The sequence below is a fragment of the Streptomyces axinellae genome, from assembly GCF_039532135.1.
GTDB classification, from domain to species: Bacteria; Actinomycetota; Actinomycetes; order Streptomycetales; family Streptomycetaceae; genus Streptomyces; species Streptomyces axinellae.
On sequence record NZ_BAAARJ010000020.1, the window covers coordinates 11216 to 27252 of the forward strand.

The 16037-nt window shown below is 71.7% G+C and carries 15 protein-coding genes; 7 read left to right on the top strand and 8 right to left on the bottom strand.

Annotated elements, in window-relative coordinates:
• Positions 1-277: 277 nt before the first annotated feature.
• The 5 genes from ABD339_RS26375 to gatB all read left to right on the top strand — a co-directional run bounded on the left by ABD339_RS26375 (position 278) and on the right by gatB (position 6539).
• Positions 278-2578, top strand: coding sequence for a putative bifunctional diguanylate cyclase/phosphodiesterase (locus ABD339_RS26375; RefSeq protein WP_344569318.1), 2301 nt, complete (start codon positions 278-280; stop codon positions 2576-2578).
• A gap of 383 nt (positions 2579-2961) precedes the next feature.
• Complete coding sequence (gatC, locus tag ABD339_RS26380; protein ID WP_344569320.1) at positions 2962-3261, top strand: Asp-tRNA(Asn)/Glu-tRNA(Gln) amidotransferase subunit GatC; 300 nt, start codon at positions 2962-2964, stop codon at positions 3259-3261.
• A gap of 5 nt (positions 3262-3266) precedes the next feature.
• Positions 3267-4763: an Asp-tRNA(Asn)/Glu-tRNA(Gln) amidotransferase subunit GatA gene (gene gatA, locus ABD339_RS26385; protein WP_425576100.1), complete on the top strand. Its 1497-nt coding sequence runs from the start codon at positions 3267-3269 to the stop codon at positions 4761-4763.
• Positions 4760-5005: a hypothetical protein gene (locus ABD339_RS26390; RefSeq protein ID WP_344569324.1), complete on the top strand. Its 246-nt coding sequence runs from the start codon at positions 4760-4762 to the stop codon at positions 5003-5005. Before gatA ends, ABD339_RS26390 begins: the two co-directional genes overlap by 4 nt.
• 25 nt (positions 5006-5030) lie before the next feature.
• Positions 5031-6539: an Asp-tRNA(Asn)/Glu-tRNA(Gln) amidotransferase subunit GatB gene (gene gatB, locus ABD339_RS26395; protein WP_344569326.1), complete on the top strand. Its 1509-nt coding sequence runs from the start codon at positions 5031-5033 to the stop codon at positions 6537-6539.
• 127 nt (positions 6540-6666) lie between these two features.
• Here the strand turns inward: gatB and ABD339_RS26400 are convergent, their stop codons facing one another.
• From ABD339_RS26400 to ABD339_RS26420, 5 genes are all read right to left on the bottom strand, one after another.
• Positions 6667-7422, bottom strand: coding sequence for an AIM24 family protein (locus ABD339_RS26400; protein WP_344569328.1), 756 nt, complete (start codon positions 7420-7422; stop codon positions 6667-6669).
• Positions 7423-7441: 19 nt separating this feature from the next.
• Positions 7442-8128: an AIM24 family protein gene (locus ABD339_RS26405; RefSeq protein ID WP_344569330.1), complete on the bottom strand. Its 687-nt coding sequence runs from the start codon at positions 8126-8128 to the stop codon at positions 7442-7444.
• A 12-nt stretch (positions 8129-8140) separates the two neighbouring features.
• A complete protein-coding gene (locus tag ABD339_RS26410) occupies positions 8141-9865 on the bottom strand; it encodes a TerD family protein (protein ID WP_344569332.1) in 1725 nt (574 codons plus the stop codon).
• 401 nt (positions 9866-10266) lie between these two features.
• Positions 10267-10473: a DUF397 domain-containing protein gene (locus tag ABD339_RS26415; RefSeq protein WP_344569333.1), complete on the bottom strand. Its 207-nt coding sequence runs from the start codon at positions 10471-10473 to the stop codon at positions 10267-10269.
• Positions 10470-11342, bottom strand: coding sequence for a helix-turn-helix domain-containing protein (locus ABD339_RS26420; protein WP_344569334.1), 873 nt, complete (start codon positions 11340-11342; stop codon positions 10470-10472). Before ABD339_RS26420 ends, ABD339_RS26415 begins: the two co-directional genes overlap by 4 nt.
• A gap of 187 nt (positions 11343-11529) precedes the next feature.
• On the opposite strand from ABD339_RS26420, the gene ABD339_RS26425 reads away from it, so the two are divergent.
• The gene (locus tag ABD339_RS26425; RefSeq protein WP_344569336.1) at positions 11530-12156 is read left to right on the top strand and encodes an ATP-binding protein; all 627 of its coding nucleotides are present in this window, start codon (positions 11530-11532) and stop codon (positions 12154-12156) included.
• 215 nt (positions 12157-12371) lie between these two features.
• On the opposite strand, the gene ABD339_RS26430 is transcribed toward ABD339_RS26425, so the two are convergent.
• Together ABD339_RS26430 and ABD339_RS26435 are read right to left on the bottom strand one after the other, a co-directional pair.
• Positions 12372-12758 carry a hypothetical protein gene (locus tag ABD339_RS26430; protein ID WP_344569550.1) on the bottom strand — a complete coding sequence of 129 codons (387 nt, stop codon included), beginning with the start codon at positions 12756-12758 and terminating at the stop codon, positions 12372-12374.
• A 180-nt stretch (positions 12759-12938) separates the two neighbouring features.
• Positions 12939-14921, bottom strand: coding sequence for a heavy metal translocating P-type ATPase (locus ABD339_RS26435; RefSeq protein WP_344569338.1), 1983 nt, complete (start codon positions 14919-14921; stop codon positions 12939-12941).
• Between the two features lie 94 nt (positions 14922-15015).
• On the opposite strand from ABD339_RS26435, the gene ABD339_RS26440 reads away from it, so the two are divergent.
• The gene (locus ABD339_RS26440) at positions 15016-15402 is read left to right on the top strand and encodes an ArsR/SmtB family transcription factor (RefSeq protein ID WP_344569342.1); all 387 of its coding nucleotides are present in this window, start codon (positions 15016-15018) and stop codon (positions 15400-15402) included.
• A gap of 8 nt (positions 15403-15410) precedes the next feature.
• On the opposite strand, the gene ABD339_RS26445 is transcribed toward ABD339_RS26440, so the two are convergent.
• Positions 15411-15899, bottom strand: a complete 489-nt coding sequence (locus ABD339_RS26445) for a phospholipase A2 (RefSeq protein ID WP_344569344.1) — start codon at positions 15897-15899, stop codon at positions 15411-15413.
• Between the last annotated feature and the right edge of the window lie 138 nt (positions 15900-16037).

Here is a 16037-nt window from a genome sequence, read left to right on the forward strand (position 1 = left end):
TCCCCGGGCGCGTCCGTGACAAGCCCCAGCAATCGCGGGGCACTTCCGTTCGCGCAGGAGCACCACCCGGCGACCCCGGCCCCCGCCTCACCGCCCGCGGGAAACCAGCCGTTCGCCCGCAACACCCGTATGGCGCGGGGAAGATGGGCACGATTCGTCGTAGGCGTAATCAGGCAACAGCGGCCGATCGCTGCCCCTACCACCGGTCGGCGGCCTACTGTTGAAACGTACGCCTGCGGCGGCGAGGCAGGCGCGGACGGCTGCGAGAGGGACCAGGATGCTGGAATTCTCCGGGGGAGCCAGGCCCCCGTTCGCCCGGCTGCCCTCGGACGGCACGCGCCGGGGGGCCCGGACGGCACGCGGTGCGGGAGCAGGTGCGGGCACCGGCGCGGGGCAGGCCGTCGGTCCGCCCGGCGGCCCTGGCACCCCCGGGACGCCAGGCGTCCCGGGCCCGCCCGGCAAGAACGGCTCCGGCGGCGCCACCGGCGGCGAGGAAGCCCCCCGGCTCCAGCGGCTGCTGGCCCTGCGCCCGGCGCCGCTGCCCGCACTGGTCCTCGCCCTCGCCCTCCTCGCCCTGGCCGGCGGCCTCCTTCGGGTCCTCGCCGCCGGTCACGCGCTCTTCCCCGGCGGCACCGCCGGCTGGTCGTTCGCCGTGCTGACGGGATGCGTCGTCGCCCACCTCGTCACCATGGGCCGCGACCGCTGGTGGGGCGGCACCGGCTCCGGCCCCGCACTGACCCTCGCCATCTTGCTGCTGTGCGGCTGGGTGCCCGCGCTGCTGGTCAGCCTCGCCGTCGTCGTCCTGGTCGGCGCGGCGCGCCGCCGCCGCTGGCGGCAGGCGTTCGTCCACGGCGCCATCGACATCCTCGGCATCGGCGCAGCCTCGCTCTCCCTCGCCCTGTGCGGAGTGCGCCCCTCCGTGGAGGACCCCTGGAAGCCCGCCGAATGGGAGATCTCGGCCGCGCCCCAGGTCGTGCTCGTCGCCGGGGTCTACCTGCTGGTCACCCGCACCCTCCAGTGGTACACCTCGGCCCCGCATGCCGGGGGCCTGCCCTCGGCGCTGCGCACCGCGCTCGTGCGCCAGAGCCTCGTCGGCGTCTCCCTGCTGGGGATCGCCCCGCTCATCGTCGTCGTCGCCGTCCACAAGCCGCTGCTGCTCCCGCTCTTCGCGATACCGCTGATAGCCCTCGACTCCACGCTCCGCATCGCCCGCGCCCGCGCCGAGGAACAACTGCGCGACCCGCTCACCGGATTGCCCAACCGGCTGTGGCTGCTGGAACGCGCCTGGGCCGCGCTCGACGAGGCCGAGCGCACCGGAGCCCGCTCCGCGCTGGTCCTCATCGACCTGGACCGGTTCCGCTCCGTCAACGACACCCTCGGCCACCTCGCCGGTGACCGTCTCCTGCTGCAGATCGCCCAGCGGCTGCGCGACGCCCTCCCGCGCGGCGCCGAGGCGGCCAGGCTCGGCGGGGACGAGTTCGCCGTACTCCTCCCGGTCGCCGACTCCATCACCAGCGCCCAGCGGGTCGCCCGCGGCCTCGTCTCCGCCCTCGGCTCCCCCCTCGACCTGGACGGACTGACCCTCGTACTGGAGGCCAGCGCCGGGGTCGCCGTCTTCCCCGACCACGCCACCGAGGCCGAGGGCCTGCTGCGGCGCGCCGATGTGGCGATGTACGAGGCCAAGCGGGACCGCACCGCCGTCGAGGTCTACGAAGCCACCCGGGACGGCAACACCCCCGACCGCCTCGGACTCCTCGCCGACCTCCGCCGCGCCCTGGACGCCTGCGAGGTCGAGCTGCACTACCAGCCCAAGGTCGGCTTCGACGGCACCGTCTCCGGCCTGGAGGCGCTGGTGCGCTGGGTGCACCCCGAGCGCGGGCGCGTCCCCCCGGACGAGTTCATCGCCATCGCAGAGACCTCCGGGCTGATGCCCCGGCTGACCGAATACGTGCTGGAGACCGCGCTGGCGCAGGTCGCCATCTGGCGCTCGTGCGGGCTGATGGTGCCGGTCGCCGTCAACGTCTCGCCCCGCGACGTCCATTCACCCGGCTTCGCCGGCTCCGTCGCCGCGCGACTGGCCCGGCACGGCGTACCGCCGGGCGCGCTCCAGCTGGAGATCACCGAGCACGTGCTGCTCGAAGACCCCCAGCAGGCGGCCGACACCCTGGCCGGACTCACCGGACACGGCGTCAAGATGTCCCTCGACGACTTCGGAACCGGCTACTCCTCCCTGGTCCACCTGCGGCGGCTGCCCGTGAGCGAACTGAAGATCGACCGCTCCTTCGTGGCCCGCCTGGCCGTGGACACCGAGGACGCGGAGATCGTGCGCTGCACGGTGGATCTGGCCCACTCGCTGGGACTCATGGTGGTCGCCGAGGGGGTGGAGGACGACGAGACGTGGGAGCGGTTGCGGGATCTCGGGTGCGACGCGGTGCAGGGGTGGCTTGTCGCCGCGGCGATGCCTCCGGGGGAGACCACGGCTTGGCTGCGGGCCCGCGAGGCCCCCGCGGCCCGAGCTCTCCCGGCCGCGCCGCCTGCCCCCTCGGCGCCGTCTGCCCCTTCGGCGCACTTGCCTTGAGACCCCCGGCCTCCGGCCGGGCGGTACCCCCGTACTCATCCCGCACCTGTAGGTTTCCGATCCTTTGAGCCCTCTTGCTCGATGAGCGGGCGTCCAATGGTTCAGATGTGGCGTTCAGGGAACATGGGGGCGAGCAAGGGTGCGGAGACCGGGGTTTCTAGGGGGCGGAGCCCCCGTAGGGGGAGCCGCCCATGGGGGTACCACCGGCCGGGGAGGCCAAGGGGGTTTGGGGGCGAAGCACCCGACAACGGCGCCGCGCACGAGTGCGAACCGATGGGGAGGGGGTCTTGCCGGGTCACAAGAGAGAAGCGCTTCGCGGGTGGGGGCGGGAGCCCCATAGGATTGGGGCGGACAATCCAACACTCACCCAAGAGGACCGCTGCATGCCTGGCATCTCGCGCGAGGAGGTCGCCCACCTCGCCAAGCTGGCGCGCCTGGAGCTGAAAGACGAAGAGCTAGATCACTTCGCCGGACAGCTCGACGACATCATCGGCGCGGTAGCCGCCGTCTCCGATGTCGCCGAAGAGGACGTACCGCCGACCTCCCACCCGCTCCCGCTCACCAACGTCATGCGACAGGACGAGGTCCGTCCGTCGCTGACCCCGCAGCAGGCGCTCTCCGGCGCCCCCGCGCAGGAGCAGCAGCGATTCAAGGTGCCGCAGATCCTGGGGGAGGAGGCATGAGCGCGATGGCCACTGAACTGATCAAGCTGTCGGCGGCTCAGCTCGCCGACAAGATCGCGAGCGGCGAGGTGACCGCGGTCGAGGTCACCGAGGCGCATCTGGCGCGTATCGAGGCCGTGGACGAGAAGGTGCACGCGTTCTTGCACGTGGACCGCGAGGGCGCGCTCGCCCAGGCGCGCGAGGTCGATGCCCGGCGGGAGCGCGGCGAGAAGCCGGGGCCGCTGGCCGGGGTGCCGCTGGCGCTGAAGGACATCTTCACCACCGAGGGCGTGCCGACGACCGTCGGGTCGAAGATCCTGGAGGGCTGGATTCCGCCCTATGACGCCACGGTGACCAAGCGCCTCAAGGAGGCCGGGGTCGTCATCCTCGGCAAGACCAACATGGACGAGTTCGCCATGGGGTCCTCCACCGAGAACAGCGCCTTCGGGCCGACGGGCAACCCCTGGGACCTGACCCGTATCCCGGGCGGTTCGGGCGGCGGCTCGGCCGCCTCGCTGGCCGCCTACGAGGCGCCGCTGGCGATCGGCACCGACACCGGCGGCTCGATCCGCCAGCCGGCGGCCGTGACGGGCACGGTCGGGGTGAAGCCGACCTACGGCGGCGTCTCGCGCTACGGCATGGTCGCCTTCTCCTCGTCGCTGGACCAGGGCGGGCCCTGCGCCCGCACGGTGCTGGACGCCGCGCTGCTGCACAGCGTGATCGCCGGGCACGACGCGCTGGATTCGACGTCCATCGCCCAGCCGGTGCCGGATGTCGTCGCCGCCGCGCGGGACGGCCAGGTGCGCGGGCTGCGTGTCGGCGTCGTCCAGGAGTTCCGCGGCGAGGGCTACCAGGCCGGGGTGATGCAGCGCTTCGACGAGTCGGTCGAGCTGCTGCGCGAGCTGGGCGCCGAGATCGTGGAGCTGTCCTGCCCGTCGTTCACCAAGGCGCTGGCGGCCTACTACCTGATCGCCCCGTCCGAGTGCTCCTCGAACCTGGCCCGCTTCGACGCCATGCGCTACGGCCTGCGTGTCGGTGACGACGGCACGCACTCCGCCGAGGAGGTCACCGCGCTCACCCGTGAGGCGGGCTTCGGTGACGAGGTCAAGCGCCGGGTCATGCTCGGTACCTACGCGCTCAGCTCGGGGTATTACGACGCGTATTACGGCTCGGCGCAGAAGGTGCGTACGCTGATCACCCGTGACTTCGAGAAGGCGTTCGAGCAGGTGGATGTGGTGATCTCGCCGACCACGCCCACCACGGCCTTCCCGATCGGTGAGCGCGCCGACGACCCCATGGCGATGTACCTCGCCGACCTGTGCACCATCCCGTCCAACCTGGCCGGCAACGCTGCCATGTCCCTGCCGTGCGGGCTCGCGCCGGAGGACGGGCTCCCGGTCGGGCTCCAGATCATCGCCCCCGCCATGGCCGATGACCGGCTCTACCGTGTCGGTGCGGCCGTAGAAGCCGCCTACCAGGCACGTTGGGGACACCCGCTGCTAGAGGAGGCACCGTCGCTGTGAGTGGAAAGCTGAGCAAGGCCAAGGACTTCAAGAAGTCGAAGCCCGGTACGTACCTGTCCATCGGCACCACGCTCTTCGGCGCCGTGAGCGTCGCCAAGCAGGCGAAGAAGGCGAAGCTGGAGGGCGACAAGCTCCAGCTGGTGGACGCGGTCGTCTCCGCCGCCGCCATCGCCACGGGCGTCGCGCTGCTGGTCCGTGAGCTGCGCCGGATGTCCTCCGACGACGTCCTCGCGGGCGACTGACGCGGCAGAGAAAGGTTAGTTTTCCGTGACCGTCACCGAACTGGTGTCGTACGACGAGGCACTCGCCACGTACGACCCCGTCATGGGCCTTGAGGTCCACGTCGAACTCGGCACCAGGACCAAGATGTTCTGCGGCTGTTCGACCGAGCTGGGCGGCGAGGCCAACAGCCAGGTCTGCCCGACCTGCCTCGGCCTGCCCGGCGCACTGCCCGTCGTCAACAAGACCGGCGTGGAGTCGGCGATCCGCATCGGTCTCGCGCTGCACTGCGACATCGCCGAATGGTGCCGCTTCGCCCGGAAGAACTACTTCTATCCGGACATGCCGAAGAACTTCCAGACCTCCCAGTACGACGAGCCGATCGCCTTCAACGGCTATCTGGACGTCCAGCTGGAGGACGGCGAGGTCTTCCGCGTGGAGATCGAACGCGCCCACATGGAGGAGGACACCGGCAAGTCCACGCACGTGGGCGGCGCGACGGGCCGTATCCACGGCGCCTCGCACTCCCTGCTGGACTACAACCGGGCCGGCATCCCGCTCATCGAGATCGTCACCAAGCCCATCGAGGGCGCGGGCGAGCGGGCACCGGAGGTCGCCAAGGCGTACGTCGCCGAACTGCGCGAGCTGATCAGGGCGCTGGGCGTCTCCGAGGCCCGGATGGAGCAGGGCCAGATGCGCTGCGACGTCAACCTCTCGCTGCGCCCCAAGGGGGTGGCGAAGTTCGGCACCCGCAGCGAGACCAAGAACGTCAACTCGCTGCGCAGCGTCGAGCGCGCCGCCCGGTTCGAGATCCAGCGGCACGCGGCCGTGCTCGACGCCGGCGGCACGATCGTGCAGGAGACCCGGCACTTCCACGAGGACGAGGGCTCCACCACCTCCGGCCGGATCAAGGAGGAGGCGGAGGACTACCGCTACTTCCCCGAGCCCGACCTGGTGCCCGTCGCGCCCTCGCGCGAGTGGGTCGAGGAGCTGCGCGCCACCCTGCCCGAGCTGCCGCGCGTGCGCCGCAACCGGCTGCGCGAGGAGTGGGGCATCAGCGAGCACGAGATGCAGTCCGTGCTCAACGCGGGCGCCGTCGAACTGATCGTCGCCACCGTCGAGGCGGGCGCCCCCGCCGACCAGGCCCGCAAGTGGTGGATGGGCGAGCTGGCCCGCCGCGCCAACGAGGACGGGGTGGAGCTGCGCTCGTTGCCCATCACCCCCGAGCAGGTCGCCCGGGTCTCGGCGCTGGTCGCCGAGGGCTCGCTCAACGACAAGCTGGCCCGGCAGGCCATCGAAGGCGTCCTCGCGGGCGAGGGCACCCCGGACGAGGTCGTGGACAAGCGCGGCCTCAAGATCGTCTCGGACGAGGGCGCGCTCGGCAAGGCCGTGGACGAGGCCATCGAGGGCAACCCCGGTGTGGCCGAGAAGATCCGCGGCGGCAAGGTCGCAGCGGCGGGCGCTCTCGTCGGCGCGGTCATGAAGGCCACCCGAGGCCAGGCCGACGCCGCTCGCGTGAAGGAGCTGATCCTGGAGAGGCTGGGCGTCGAGGGCTGATCGCCCGCGCCGCCCGTCCCGGCATCGGTCCGGGAACACCGAAGGGGGCGCTCCCGCCGAGGCGGGGGCGCCCCCTTCGTGGTCTGCCGGAGCGGGCCTGTGAAGCAGGCGGCAGCCGGCCGAGGGGTCAGCGGTTGCTGAAGATGTTGCCCTGGTTCTGGCCGTGGGCGCCCTGCTGGCCCATGCCGTACTGGGCGCGCAGGCCGCCGCCGATCTCGGCGCCCTGCGGGGGAAGCTGCTCGCTGGGTTGGACGAGGGCGTAGCCCTGGCCCAGGAAAGACAGCTCCCAGCCCTCGCCGGTGTTGCCTCGGCGGCGCCATACGCCCTGGGAGGAGGTCTGGGCCTGCATCTGGACGCGCAGTCCGCTGGACCAGGCGACGACGGCGTCCGCGTCGGCGTTGACATAGGTGTCCGGCGTGACGTTCAGCAGCAGCGGCTGGCCCGAGGTCATCAGGGCGACCTTGCCCTGCCCCGTGATGTTGAGGTTGTAGGCCCCGGTGCCGGAGATGCCGAACTGGCTGTCCACGGAGATGACTTCGTGGTGCAGCGTGGAGTCCATCGCCAGGACGTAGGAGGCATCGACGGTCAGCCCGTCCCGCTCGACGTCCACCACGTGCACGTACTGCGCGAGGTTGGCGAGGAAGACCGAGCCCTGGCCCGAGCAGCGCATCAGGGGCAGGTGCTCGCGGGCCGGGCCGCGCCGCTCGCCGCGCGCCTGGTACTCGGCGTCGAACTCCAGCAGGCCCTGGTAGGCGACCATGGCGCCCTTGCGGGCCAGCACATCGTCGTGACCGGTCAGCTGGACCCGCAGGAGCTGCGGGTTCTGCACGGCGTAGCGGTCCTGGCTCTGCACCTCGGCGTGTGCGAAGAGTGAACTCTGCACGGCGGTTCTCCTTCCCCCCTCAGCCCCGGACCCGGATACGGTCCGTGCTGTCCTCGCTCGGCTGTACGACCACGAAGCCCTGGCCGGAGAAGGCGATCTGGTATGCCTCGCCGCTGCCCCGGCCGATGAGCGCGCCGGCCTTCATGCTGCGCTTGCTCTTCATCTTCAGCCCGCTGGACCAGGCCACCAGCGCGTCGGGATCGACGTAGGTCTCGTCCTCGCCGCGTCCGCAGTCCACCACGACGGGTGCGCCGCGCGAGGTGAGCGCCACCCAGCCGGTGCCGCGCACGCCGACGTTGAACAGCCCCTGCCCGGCGAACTTGGCCATGCCCTTGACCCGCTCGACGCCCCACTGGAGGTGTGCGTCGAAGGCGAGGAGGTTGGTGCCGTTGACGGACAGCGACTCCTCGTTGAGGTTCACGCAGACGACGTCGGCGCCGTAGTCGGCGAGGTAGAGCAGCCCGTCGCCCCGGCAGAGCATCAGCGGGTTCTGCTCGCCCGAGAGCCACTGCGAGGCCATCTGCCGCACGGCCGGCGGGTTGGCCTCGTACTGCACGAAGCCCTCGTAGGCGACCATCGAGCCGGGCCTGGCGAACAGGTCCTGGCCGGATTGCATGGCCACCTTGACCATGTGCTGCCCGTGGTTTTGCATACGGGCGGCCACGGGGGCGGGCGCGAAGCCCGCGAGTGCTGCTGGCTGATTCACTTCGGGGCTCCCCTAGACCTCGTACGGCTGGACGACGATGAAGTTCCCGGGTGCGCCCCGGAACTGGAGGTTCACGGTCTCGCCGCTGTGTCCCGGGTAGGCGTTGCGGTGCAGCCGGACCTGGCTGGAGACGATGACCTGGGCGGCGGCCGACCAGGCGACGACGGCCTGCGCGTCCGCGAAGGTCGTGGGCGTCACCGGCAGCACGACAGGCGTGCCCTGCGTCTTGACGATGACGGTGCCCGTACCGGTGAACTGCATGGTGAACAGCGCACCGCCCGGGATGCCGTGCCCCTCGATGCGGCGCACCTCGTGCTGGAGCGACTCGTCGAAGGCCAGCACGTTCTCGGCGGACACGCAGATCGCGTCGCCCTGTAGCTCGACGGGGTGGACGTGGGCCGCGTTCTCCGCGAAGAAGACCTGGCCGCGCCCGCTGCACCGCATCAGCTGCATCTCCTGGCCCGTGGCGTTGCCGACCACGCGCCCGGTGAAACCGGCGCCCTTGTAGGAGAAGTCGACCTTCCCCTGGTAGAGCACCATGCTGCCCTGCTTGGCCAGGACGGACTGACCGTCGATGCCGAGGTCGGCGCGGACGAGCGACGGGTTCTGGAGTGTCCAGCGCTGCCCGGTCGGCACCTCGTGGAACTTGCCCAACGCCGCGCCCACTCCGGCGGCGGGGCCCTGCGGAATGTGCGGCGCCTGGGGAGCCTGCGGGGCCTGGGCGCCGAATCCGCCCTGCTGCGGCGCGAAGGGGTTGCTCAACTGCTGGGCGGGTGGCCCCTGTTGGGCGGATGGCGCCTGCTGGCCCGGGAACTGCGGCTGAGTGGGCTGCGGCGGCTGCGGGGGTTGGGGTGCGTACGGGTTGTCGGTGGGCGGCGCGTACTGCTGGGCCTGCGGTGGTGGCGGCGGCTGAGGTGGCCGCGGCTCGCCGCCGAAGGGCGCGGTGGGTACGGCCACGGTCGGCGCCCCGTGCACATCCGGCACCTGCGGCTGCGGCTGCGGTCGCCCGGAAGCGGGCTGCGGCTGCGGCGCGGACGGCTGCGGGGCCTGGGGTGCTTGGGGCGCCTGCGGGGCCTGGGGTGCCGGGGATGACTGCTGTGCCGCGGGACCCGGCGGCGGGGCGAAGCCCGGGGCGGGCTGCTGAGGTGCCCCGCCACCTGGCGGGGCGAAACCGGGCGCCCCCTGCGGGGCGGCCTGCGGCTCCTCCTCGGCGACCTCGCCCCCGAAGTTCTTCAGCAGCGCGTCGAGGCCGCCGTCGAAGCCCTGGCCGATCGCGGCGAACCGCCAGACGCCGTCCTTGCGGTAGAAGTCCCCCAGCATCACGGCCCGCTCGGTGGTGAACTCCGAGCCGTCGAAGGCGTAGCGCGCGACCTCCTCGCCGCCCGCGACGATGCGGATGTAGCCGGGCCCCGCCTGCGACATCTGGCCCGCGCCGTCGAGCGACGCGGTGAAGGACAGCCGGCTGACCTGCGCCGGGATCCGCTCCAGGGTCACCCGGAAGGACTCGGTGTCCCCGGCCTGCGCGCCGAGGAGCTGGAGGGACTCCTCGGGGGATGTGGGCTGATTGAAGAAGATGAAGTAGCGGTCGTCGGAGAGGAGTTCCCGCTCGTCCAGCCCGAAGCAGCTGATGTCGAAGGAGAGCCCGGGCCCGCTGACCTGTACGCCCACGTACAGATCGGTGCCCGCCGTCAGATCACTGATCTTGGCCTTGTGGCCGCGCTGCAATTCCCTGGGCATACGTAACGACCGTCCCCCATCCCGTGTGGTGCGTGCTGCGGCCTCGCGGCCTGCCGTTCCGTCCCGAACATGCGCCGGGCAGTTCCCACAGGCTAACGGTTGCCCGTGTCAGCCGCGCCGGGAGTGCCGGGTCGGGGAGCGCGACCCGGGAGGTACCCGTGCGAAGGGTGGCGAGTGCCGGACAAGCACACATCGGGCGCAGAATTCACGTACGCGGCGCGCTCCGCACGCCGCGTGTGCCCGGCGTGCTTCCCGTGGCTCCCCGGCGGGTCCACGCGGACAGGTGGTCCCGCCGGGTCCGGCGGCGGCGCGGGCCGCTGGCCGCCGGGCCGGCCGACCCGCGGCACCCACTCGACGCGGCCGGCCATCGGGTCGCCCCGCGCCGCCGCTCCCCGCCCCCACTATCCGAGGCTCGCCAGGAACGCCGTCCAACTGCGGTGCGGGATGCGCAGGACGGGGCCGGCGCCCCGGTGTTTGGTATCCCGCACGGGGACGCTGTGCGGGAGGTTCATGGCGGCTTCCAGGCAGTTGCCTTGACCGCCGCTGTAACTGCTCGTGCGCCACTCTATTTCCAGGGGGAGCGAGGCAGCCCGCTGTGTGTGCTTCATGATCTGTACTCCCTGGCGATGCGACGGATCAGCGCGAGCGACTCTGTCGGTGGCAACGCGGTCATTCGTGCGTCATCGAAGAGTGTGCGGTAGTAGGCGACTTCTGCCTCCCGCTCCATCCAGAGGTTCCCGGTCGGGGTCTCCGTCAGGACGAGATCCAGCGATGTCACCTGTGGAAAGCTCAGCAGTAGGTACGGGCCGAACATACCCGAGTGCGCGCCGCGCGAGAACGGCAATACCTGGACGGTGACGTTGGGGAGCTGCGCCATTTCTGCCATGTGTTCCAACTGGGCGTGCATGACGGCAGCTCCTCCGACCTGCTGGCGGAGGACGCCTTCCGCAAGGACGGCCCACAGCTCCATGGGCGCGTCGCCGATGAGTCTCTCCTGCCTGGCGAGGCGGACGCGGACGAACTGTTCGATCTCTTCCGGTGTCTTCCAGGCCCGTGACGCGACGGTCACCGCGCGGCCGTATTCCGCGGTCTGCAAGAGCCCCGGAACAAGCTGCACTTCATACGTCCGAACGCTGTCGCAGATCGATTCCAGTTCGATCTGATCGCGGTACGTGGCGTCCAACACGGTGCTGTACCGGTGCCACCAGCCGTCTCGGCGGCGCCTGTTCGCCCTCCGTGCCAAGGCGACAAGGCGCTCGTGCGTCTCGCGGTCCTCGATCCCGTAGGCGTTCATCAGGGCTGAGAGGTCCGGCCCGCGAACGGGGACATGCCCGTTCTCCATGCGGCTGATCTTGCCCTTGGTGCAGTCCAGCACCTCGGCGGCTTCGGCCATGGTGACGGCCGCCGCCTCGCGGAAACGCCTCAACTCATCGCCGAGTTGGCGACCGAGCACGGTGGATGACTTTACGGGTGGCATGGAGGACTGCCTACCAGAAGCGTCAGGTATCAACCCTTCAAGCCGCACGAAAGAGTGAACTAACAATTGCAAGCTCCATTCAACGTTGCACGAACATCGCTGACGGGACACGCTGAGGCCGACGGCAGTCAACTGCGCCCGCAAAGCGACGAGTTCAGCTCGCGCCCACCCCCTCAAGGAGTCCGCCATGCCTCAGCAGGACCAGTCCCGGGAGCCGTACGAGGCGAGCTGTCGCCTGCCCCGCAGCAAGGCGAGCGTGCCCCGGGCGCGGGACCTCGTACGGGCGGCGCTCACCGCGTGGGAGGTGCACGCGGGGGTGCGGGAGGACGCGGAGCTGGTGGTGTCGGAGCTGGTGACGAACGCCGTGCGGGCACCCGCGCCGAGCGACCGGCAGGTCGCCGTACGGGTAGGGCGGCCGGACGAGATGACCGTACGGCTGGAGGTCTGCGACGCGGGCGAGGGGCGTCCCGCGCCCAGGGTGCCGGCGCCCGGCGACGAGGGCGGGTACGGGCTGCTGCTCGTGGAGGCGATCGCCTACCGGTGGGGGACGGAACGCCGCCCGGGCGGCGTGGGCAAGACCGTCTGGGCCGAACTGCGCGGCTCCGCAGGTGAAGGTGAAGCAATGGTCTCGGCCGTCACCGTGTGCGCGGGTCACCGCGTCCGGGCCCACGGCGCATGGCGCACGGTGCGCCGCGTACGCGGCGAGCGCTTCGCAACGGGCGCGCTCGCCCTCGTTCTCACCTTGGACGAGGGCCCCGCCCTGCGCGTCCCGGCGACGGAGAAGCTGACGGTGTGGCGCGCGGCCCGGTGCTGAGCCGGTGGCGTCCGCCGTGCTTATCGCTGGTCAGGGCCGCAATCCGGTCGAAAGTACATGTGCCTGCTCCGCCGCCGCTGCCAGGCCGACACTGCCTTCACCGACCCCGCCCCTCTGGTGTGCGCCCATCGACAAGGGGCCTGGCGGATCCAGCACCGGCCCCCGCTCTCGTCGGCGGATGACTGGCCGGCACCGGACTCAGGGAGGACGGTCACCTACGCTGGCCGGCCTCCGGCACGTTCCCACTGGGCCTCGTCCCATTCCACGTATTCGATCTGGACGCCACCTGGCAGCTTCGCAGTCAGGTTCCTGCCAGTGGGAACGGCCTGCGGACCGCGCACGATCCGCGCTCCGGTCCGGTGGAGCAGCGCGCGGCACTCGTCGAGGTCATCGACGATGAGCGTGGCCACTGTCGCCCGGTAAGGCTCCAGCACCCGCTCATCGCCCGCCACCACCAGAACGCGGCCGACGGTGGCCAGCTCCAAGCCGTTCGGCATCGTGAAGCGGGTGCTGACCGGCTCGCCGGAAACCGCAGTGAGCGGTGCCAGCACCGCATCCAGGTCGTCGGCGCACGTGCGGGCGTAGGTACGGAAGATGCGCATGATCACCAACAAGGTGTCAAAGGAGGCAAGTATTCCTCCCCGACCTCCCCGACCTCCCCGCCATCGACGCCATGGACCCGGCCCGCGACGAGAGCGAGAAGCGCGTACGTGCCCTCCTCGGCGAGTCGCCGCCCGCCGCTTCGGAGGGGGCGGGCGTCCGGTCGCGTCCGGTACGCCCGTTCACGCGGTGTCCTGCCCGGAGGAGTCCGTCCAGACGGCATCGCGCAGCAGGCGCAGGCCGTTGAGGCCGACGACGACGGTGGAGCCCTCATGGCCGGCGACGCCGAGCGGCAGCGGGAGGGTGCCGATCAGGTCCCAGGCGACCAGTGCGGTGATGAAGGTCCCGGCGATGACCAGGTTCTGGATCACGAGCCGGCGGGCCTTGCGGGACAGGTCCACGACGGCGGGGATGGGGGCGAGTCCGCCGCGGACGACGACGGCGTCGGCGGTCTCCAGCGCGAGGTCGGAGCCGGCCTTGCCCATCGCGATGCCGGCGTGGGCCGCGGCCAGCGCGGGAGCGTCGTTGACTCCGTCGCCGACCACGAGCACCCGGCGTCCTTCGGCTTCCCACCGCTGGACGGCGGCGGCCTTGTCCTGCGGGAGGAGTCCGGCGCGGACGTCGGTGATGCCGGCCTCGGCGGCCAGGTGACGGGCGGCGCGCTCGTTGTCTCCCGTCAGGAGGACCGGTGGGCGGCCGGTGAGTCCGGCGAGGGCGGCCACGGTGGCCCTCGCGTCGGGGCGGAGTCGGTCGGAGACGCCCAGCGCTCCGGCCGGCGCCCCGTCGCGCAGGACCAGTACCGCGGTGCGGCCCCGCTCTTCGAGGGCCCGCACCGTACCGGCGGCCTCCGATCCGGCGGCGGAGGCCAGGCGGGCGGGGGAGCCGACCTGGACGACCCGGCCCTCGACGGTGGCGGTGACCCCGGCGCCGGGCGCGGAGGCGAAGCCGGCCGGTTCGACGAGGGCGAGGCCGCGCTCGCGGGCGGCATCGACGACGGCGCGGGCCAGGGGGTGCTCGCTGGGATGCTCGGCGGCTGCCGCCAGCGCCAGCAGGGCGTTCTCGTCCAGGCCGGAGCCGGGGGCGGGGCAGATGTCGGTGACGCGCGGCGTGCCCTCGGTGAGGGTGCCGGTCTTGTCCAGGGCGACGGCGTCGATCCGGCCCAGGCGCTCCATCACGACCGCGGATTTCGCGAGGACGCCGTGGCGGCCCGCGTTGGCGATCGCGGACAGCAGCGGCGGCATGGTGGACAGCACCACCGCGCACGGCGAGGCGACGATCATGAACGTCATCGCGCGGAGCAGAGCGGGCCGTAGTTCGCCGCCGAAGGCGAGTGGTACGGCGAAGACGCCGAGCGTGGCGATGACCATGCCGATCGAGTAGCGCTGCTCGATCTTCTCGATGAAGAGCTGGGTCGGAGCCTTGGTCTCCGACGCCTCCTCGACCATCTTCACGATCCGCGCGATCACCGAGTCCGACGGGTCCCGCTCGACGCGTACGCGCAGGGCGCCGGTGCCGTTGACGGTGCCGGCGAACACCTCGTCCCCGGCTTGCTTGGCGACGGGAAGGGGCTCGCCGGTGATGGTGGCCTGGTCGATGTCGGACGCCCCGTCGAGCACCTGGCCGTCCGCGCCGATCCGCTCGCCGGGCCGCACCCGGATGACGTCGCCGATGGCGAGCGACTCGGCGGGAACCGGCTCCTCCCCGCCGCCGGGCAGGAGCCGGGTCGCCGTCGTGGGGGCCAGGTCGAGCAGGCCACGCACGGAGTCGGCGGTCCGGGCGGTCGCGACGGCCTCCAGCGCGCCGGAGGTGGCGAAGATGACGATCAGCAGGGCCCCGTCGAGGACCTGGCCGATGGCGGCGGCGCCCAGCGCGGCGACGACCATCAGGAGATCCACGTCCAAGGTCTTGTCCTTGAGGGCCTTCAGGCCCTCCCACCCCGGCTCCCACCCGCCGGTGAGGTAGACGGCGGCATACAGCGGGACCCACGACCATGCCGGGGCTCCGAAGAGGTCCAGCGGGAGGGCGGTCAGGAACAGGACCAGCGAGGCCAGTGCCCATCGGGCCTCCGGCAGCGCCAGCGTCCGGGTGCGCCGCCGCGGGGGCGCAGGCACCGCCGGAGGCCCGGCTGCGGGCGGCGCGGGCCGCTGGTCGAGGAGTGAGGACATGGCAGGGAGACCCTTCGCGGGCGGGCTGGGGCAAGGTCTCCACCATACAGGAACATGTGAATAGGTCTTCAGGTGTCTTGAGTACAATGCCCGCATGGGCCACGGAACCGGCAGCGCCAGCAACGCCACCACGCGCGAGCGCCTGGACGCCGTGGGCACCGCCGACGTCGCCGCGACCCTCCAGGCCCTCGCCACCCCCTCGCGACTGCACATCCTGGCGCGGCTCCACGAAGGGCCCTGCTCGGTGAGCGACCTCGCCGAGGCCGTCGGCATGGAAGCCTCCGCCTGCTCCCACCAACTGCGCCTGCTGCGCAATCTCGGGTTGGTCACCGGAGAGCGTCACGGGCGCTCGATCATCTACGCGCTCCACGACAACCACGTCGCCGAACTCCTCGACCAGGCCCTGTACCACGTCGAGCACCTGCGCCTGGGTGTCCGTGACGCCTCCGCGGCTCCGCCCGAGCCCGCCGTCGCCGACTGACCGTCGGCTCAGAAGAACGCCTTGTCCGCCGCCGGCGTCGTGTGAACCCCCAGGTAGTACGCGTCGGCCGCAGTGAGGCAGCCCTGGCGCCTGAGCGGGGTCGGGTAGGTGTTCTCGCAGGTGCGGATCAGCTCGGTGCGGAAGCGGCCGTCGATCCAGTTCTTGGTCTCGCGGGTGGGGCTGAGCTTCAGCTCGTGGTTGCCGCCGTAGTTGCGGTACCCGAAGTCGTGCTGGGTGCAGGCGAGGTGGAAGACCTCGCGGTAGGGGGCGAAGGGGCCGGGGACGGAGCAGCCGTCGGTCGTCCAGTTGAACGGAGTGATGTGCGGGGTTCGCGCGAACTCCTCGTAGCCGAGGTTCATGATCTGGTCCGCCTGCTGCCGGACGGTGGCCTCCGGCGGTGCCACCGCCGAGGCGGCACCCGTGGTGAGCGCGCCGCCGGAGAGCGCCAGGGTGAGAACGGCCGTGGACAGGACGCGCCTGCGGGTGCGCTTGTGCATGGTTCTCCCAGGTCGGAGGGGGCTGCGCTGGTCGCGCGACCTGAGAACGAGGGGCTGGGGCAAAGGTGTTGGACGTGTGGACCACCGCCCGGGCCGCCACAGCCCACGGCGGGGGACGGCCGGACAGCGGGGAGGCCG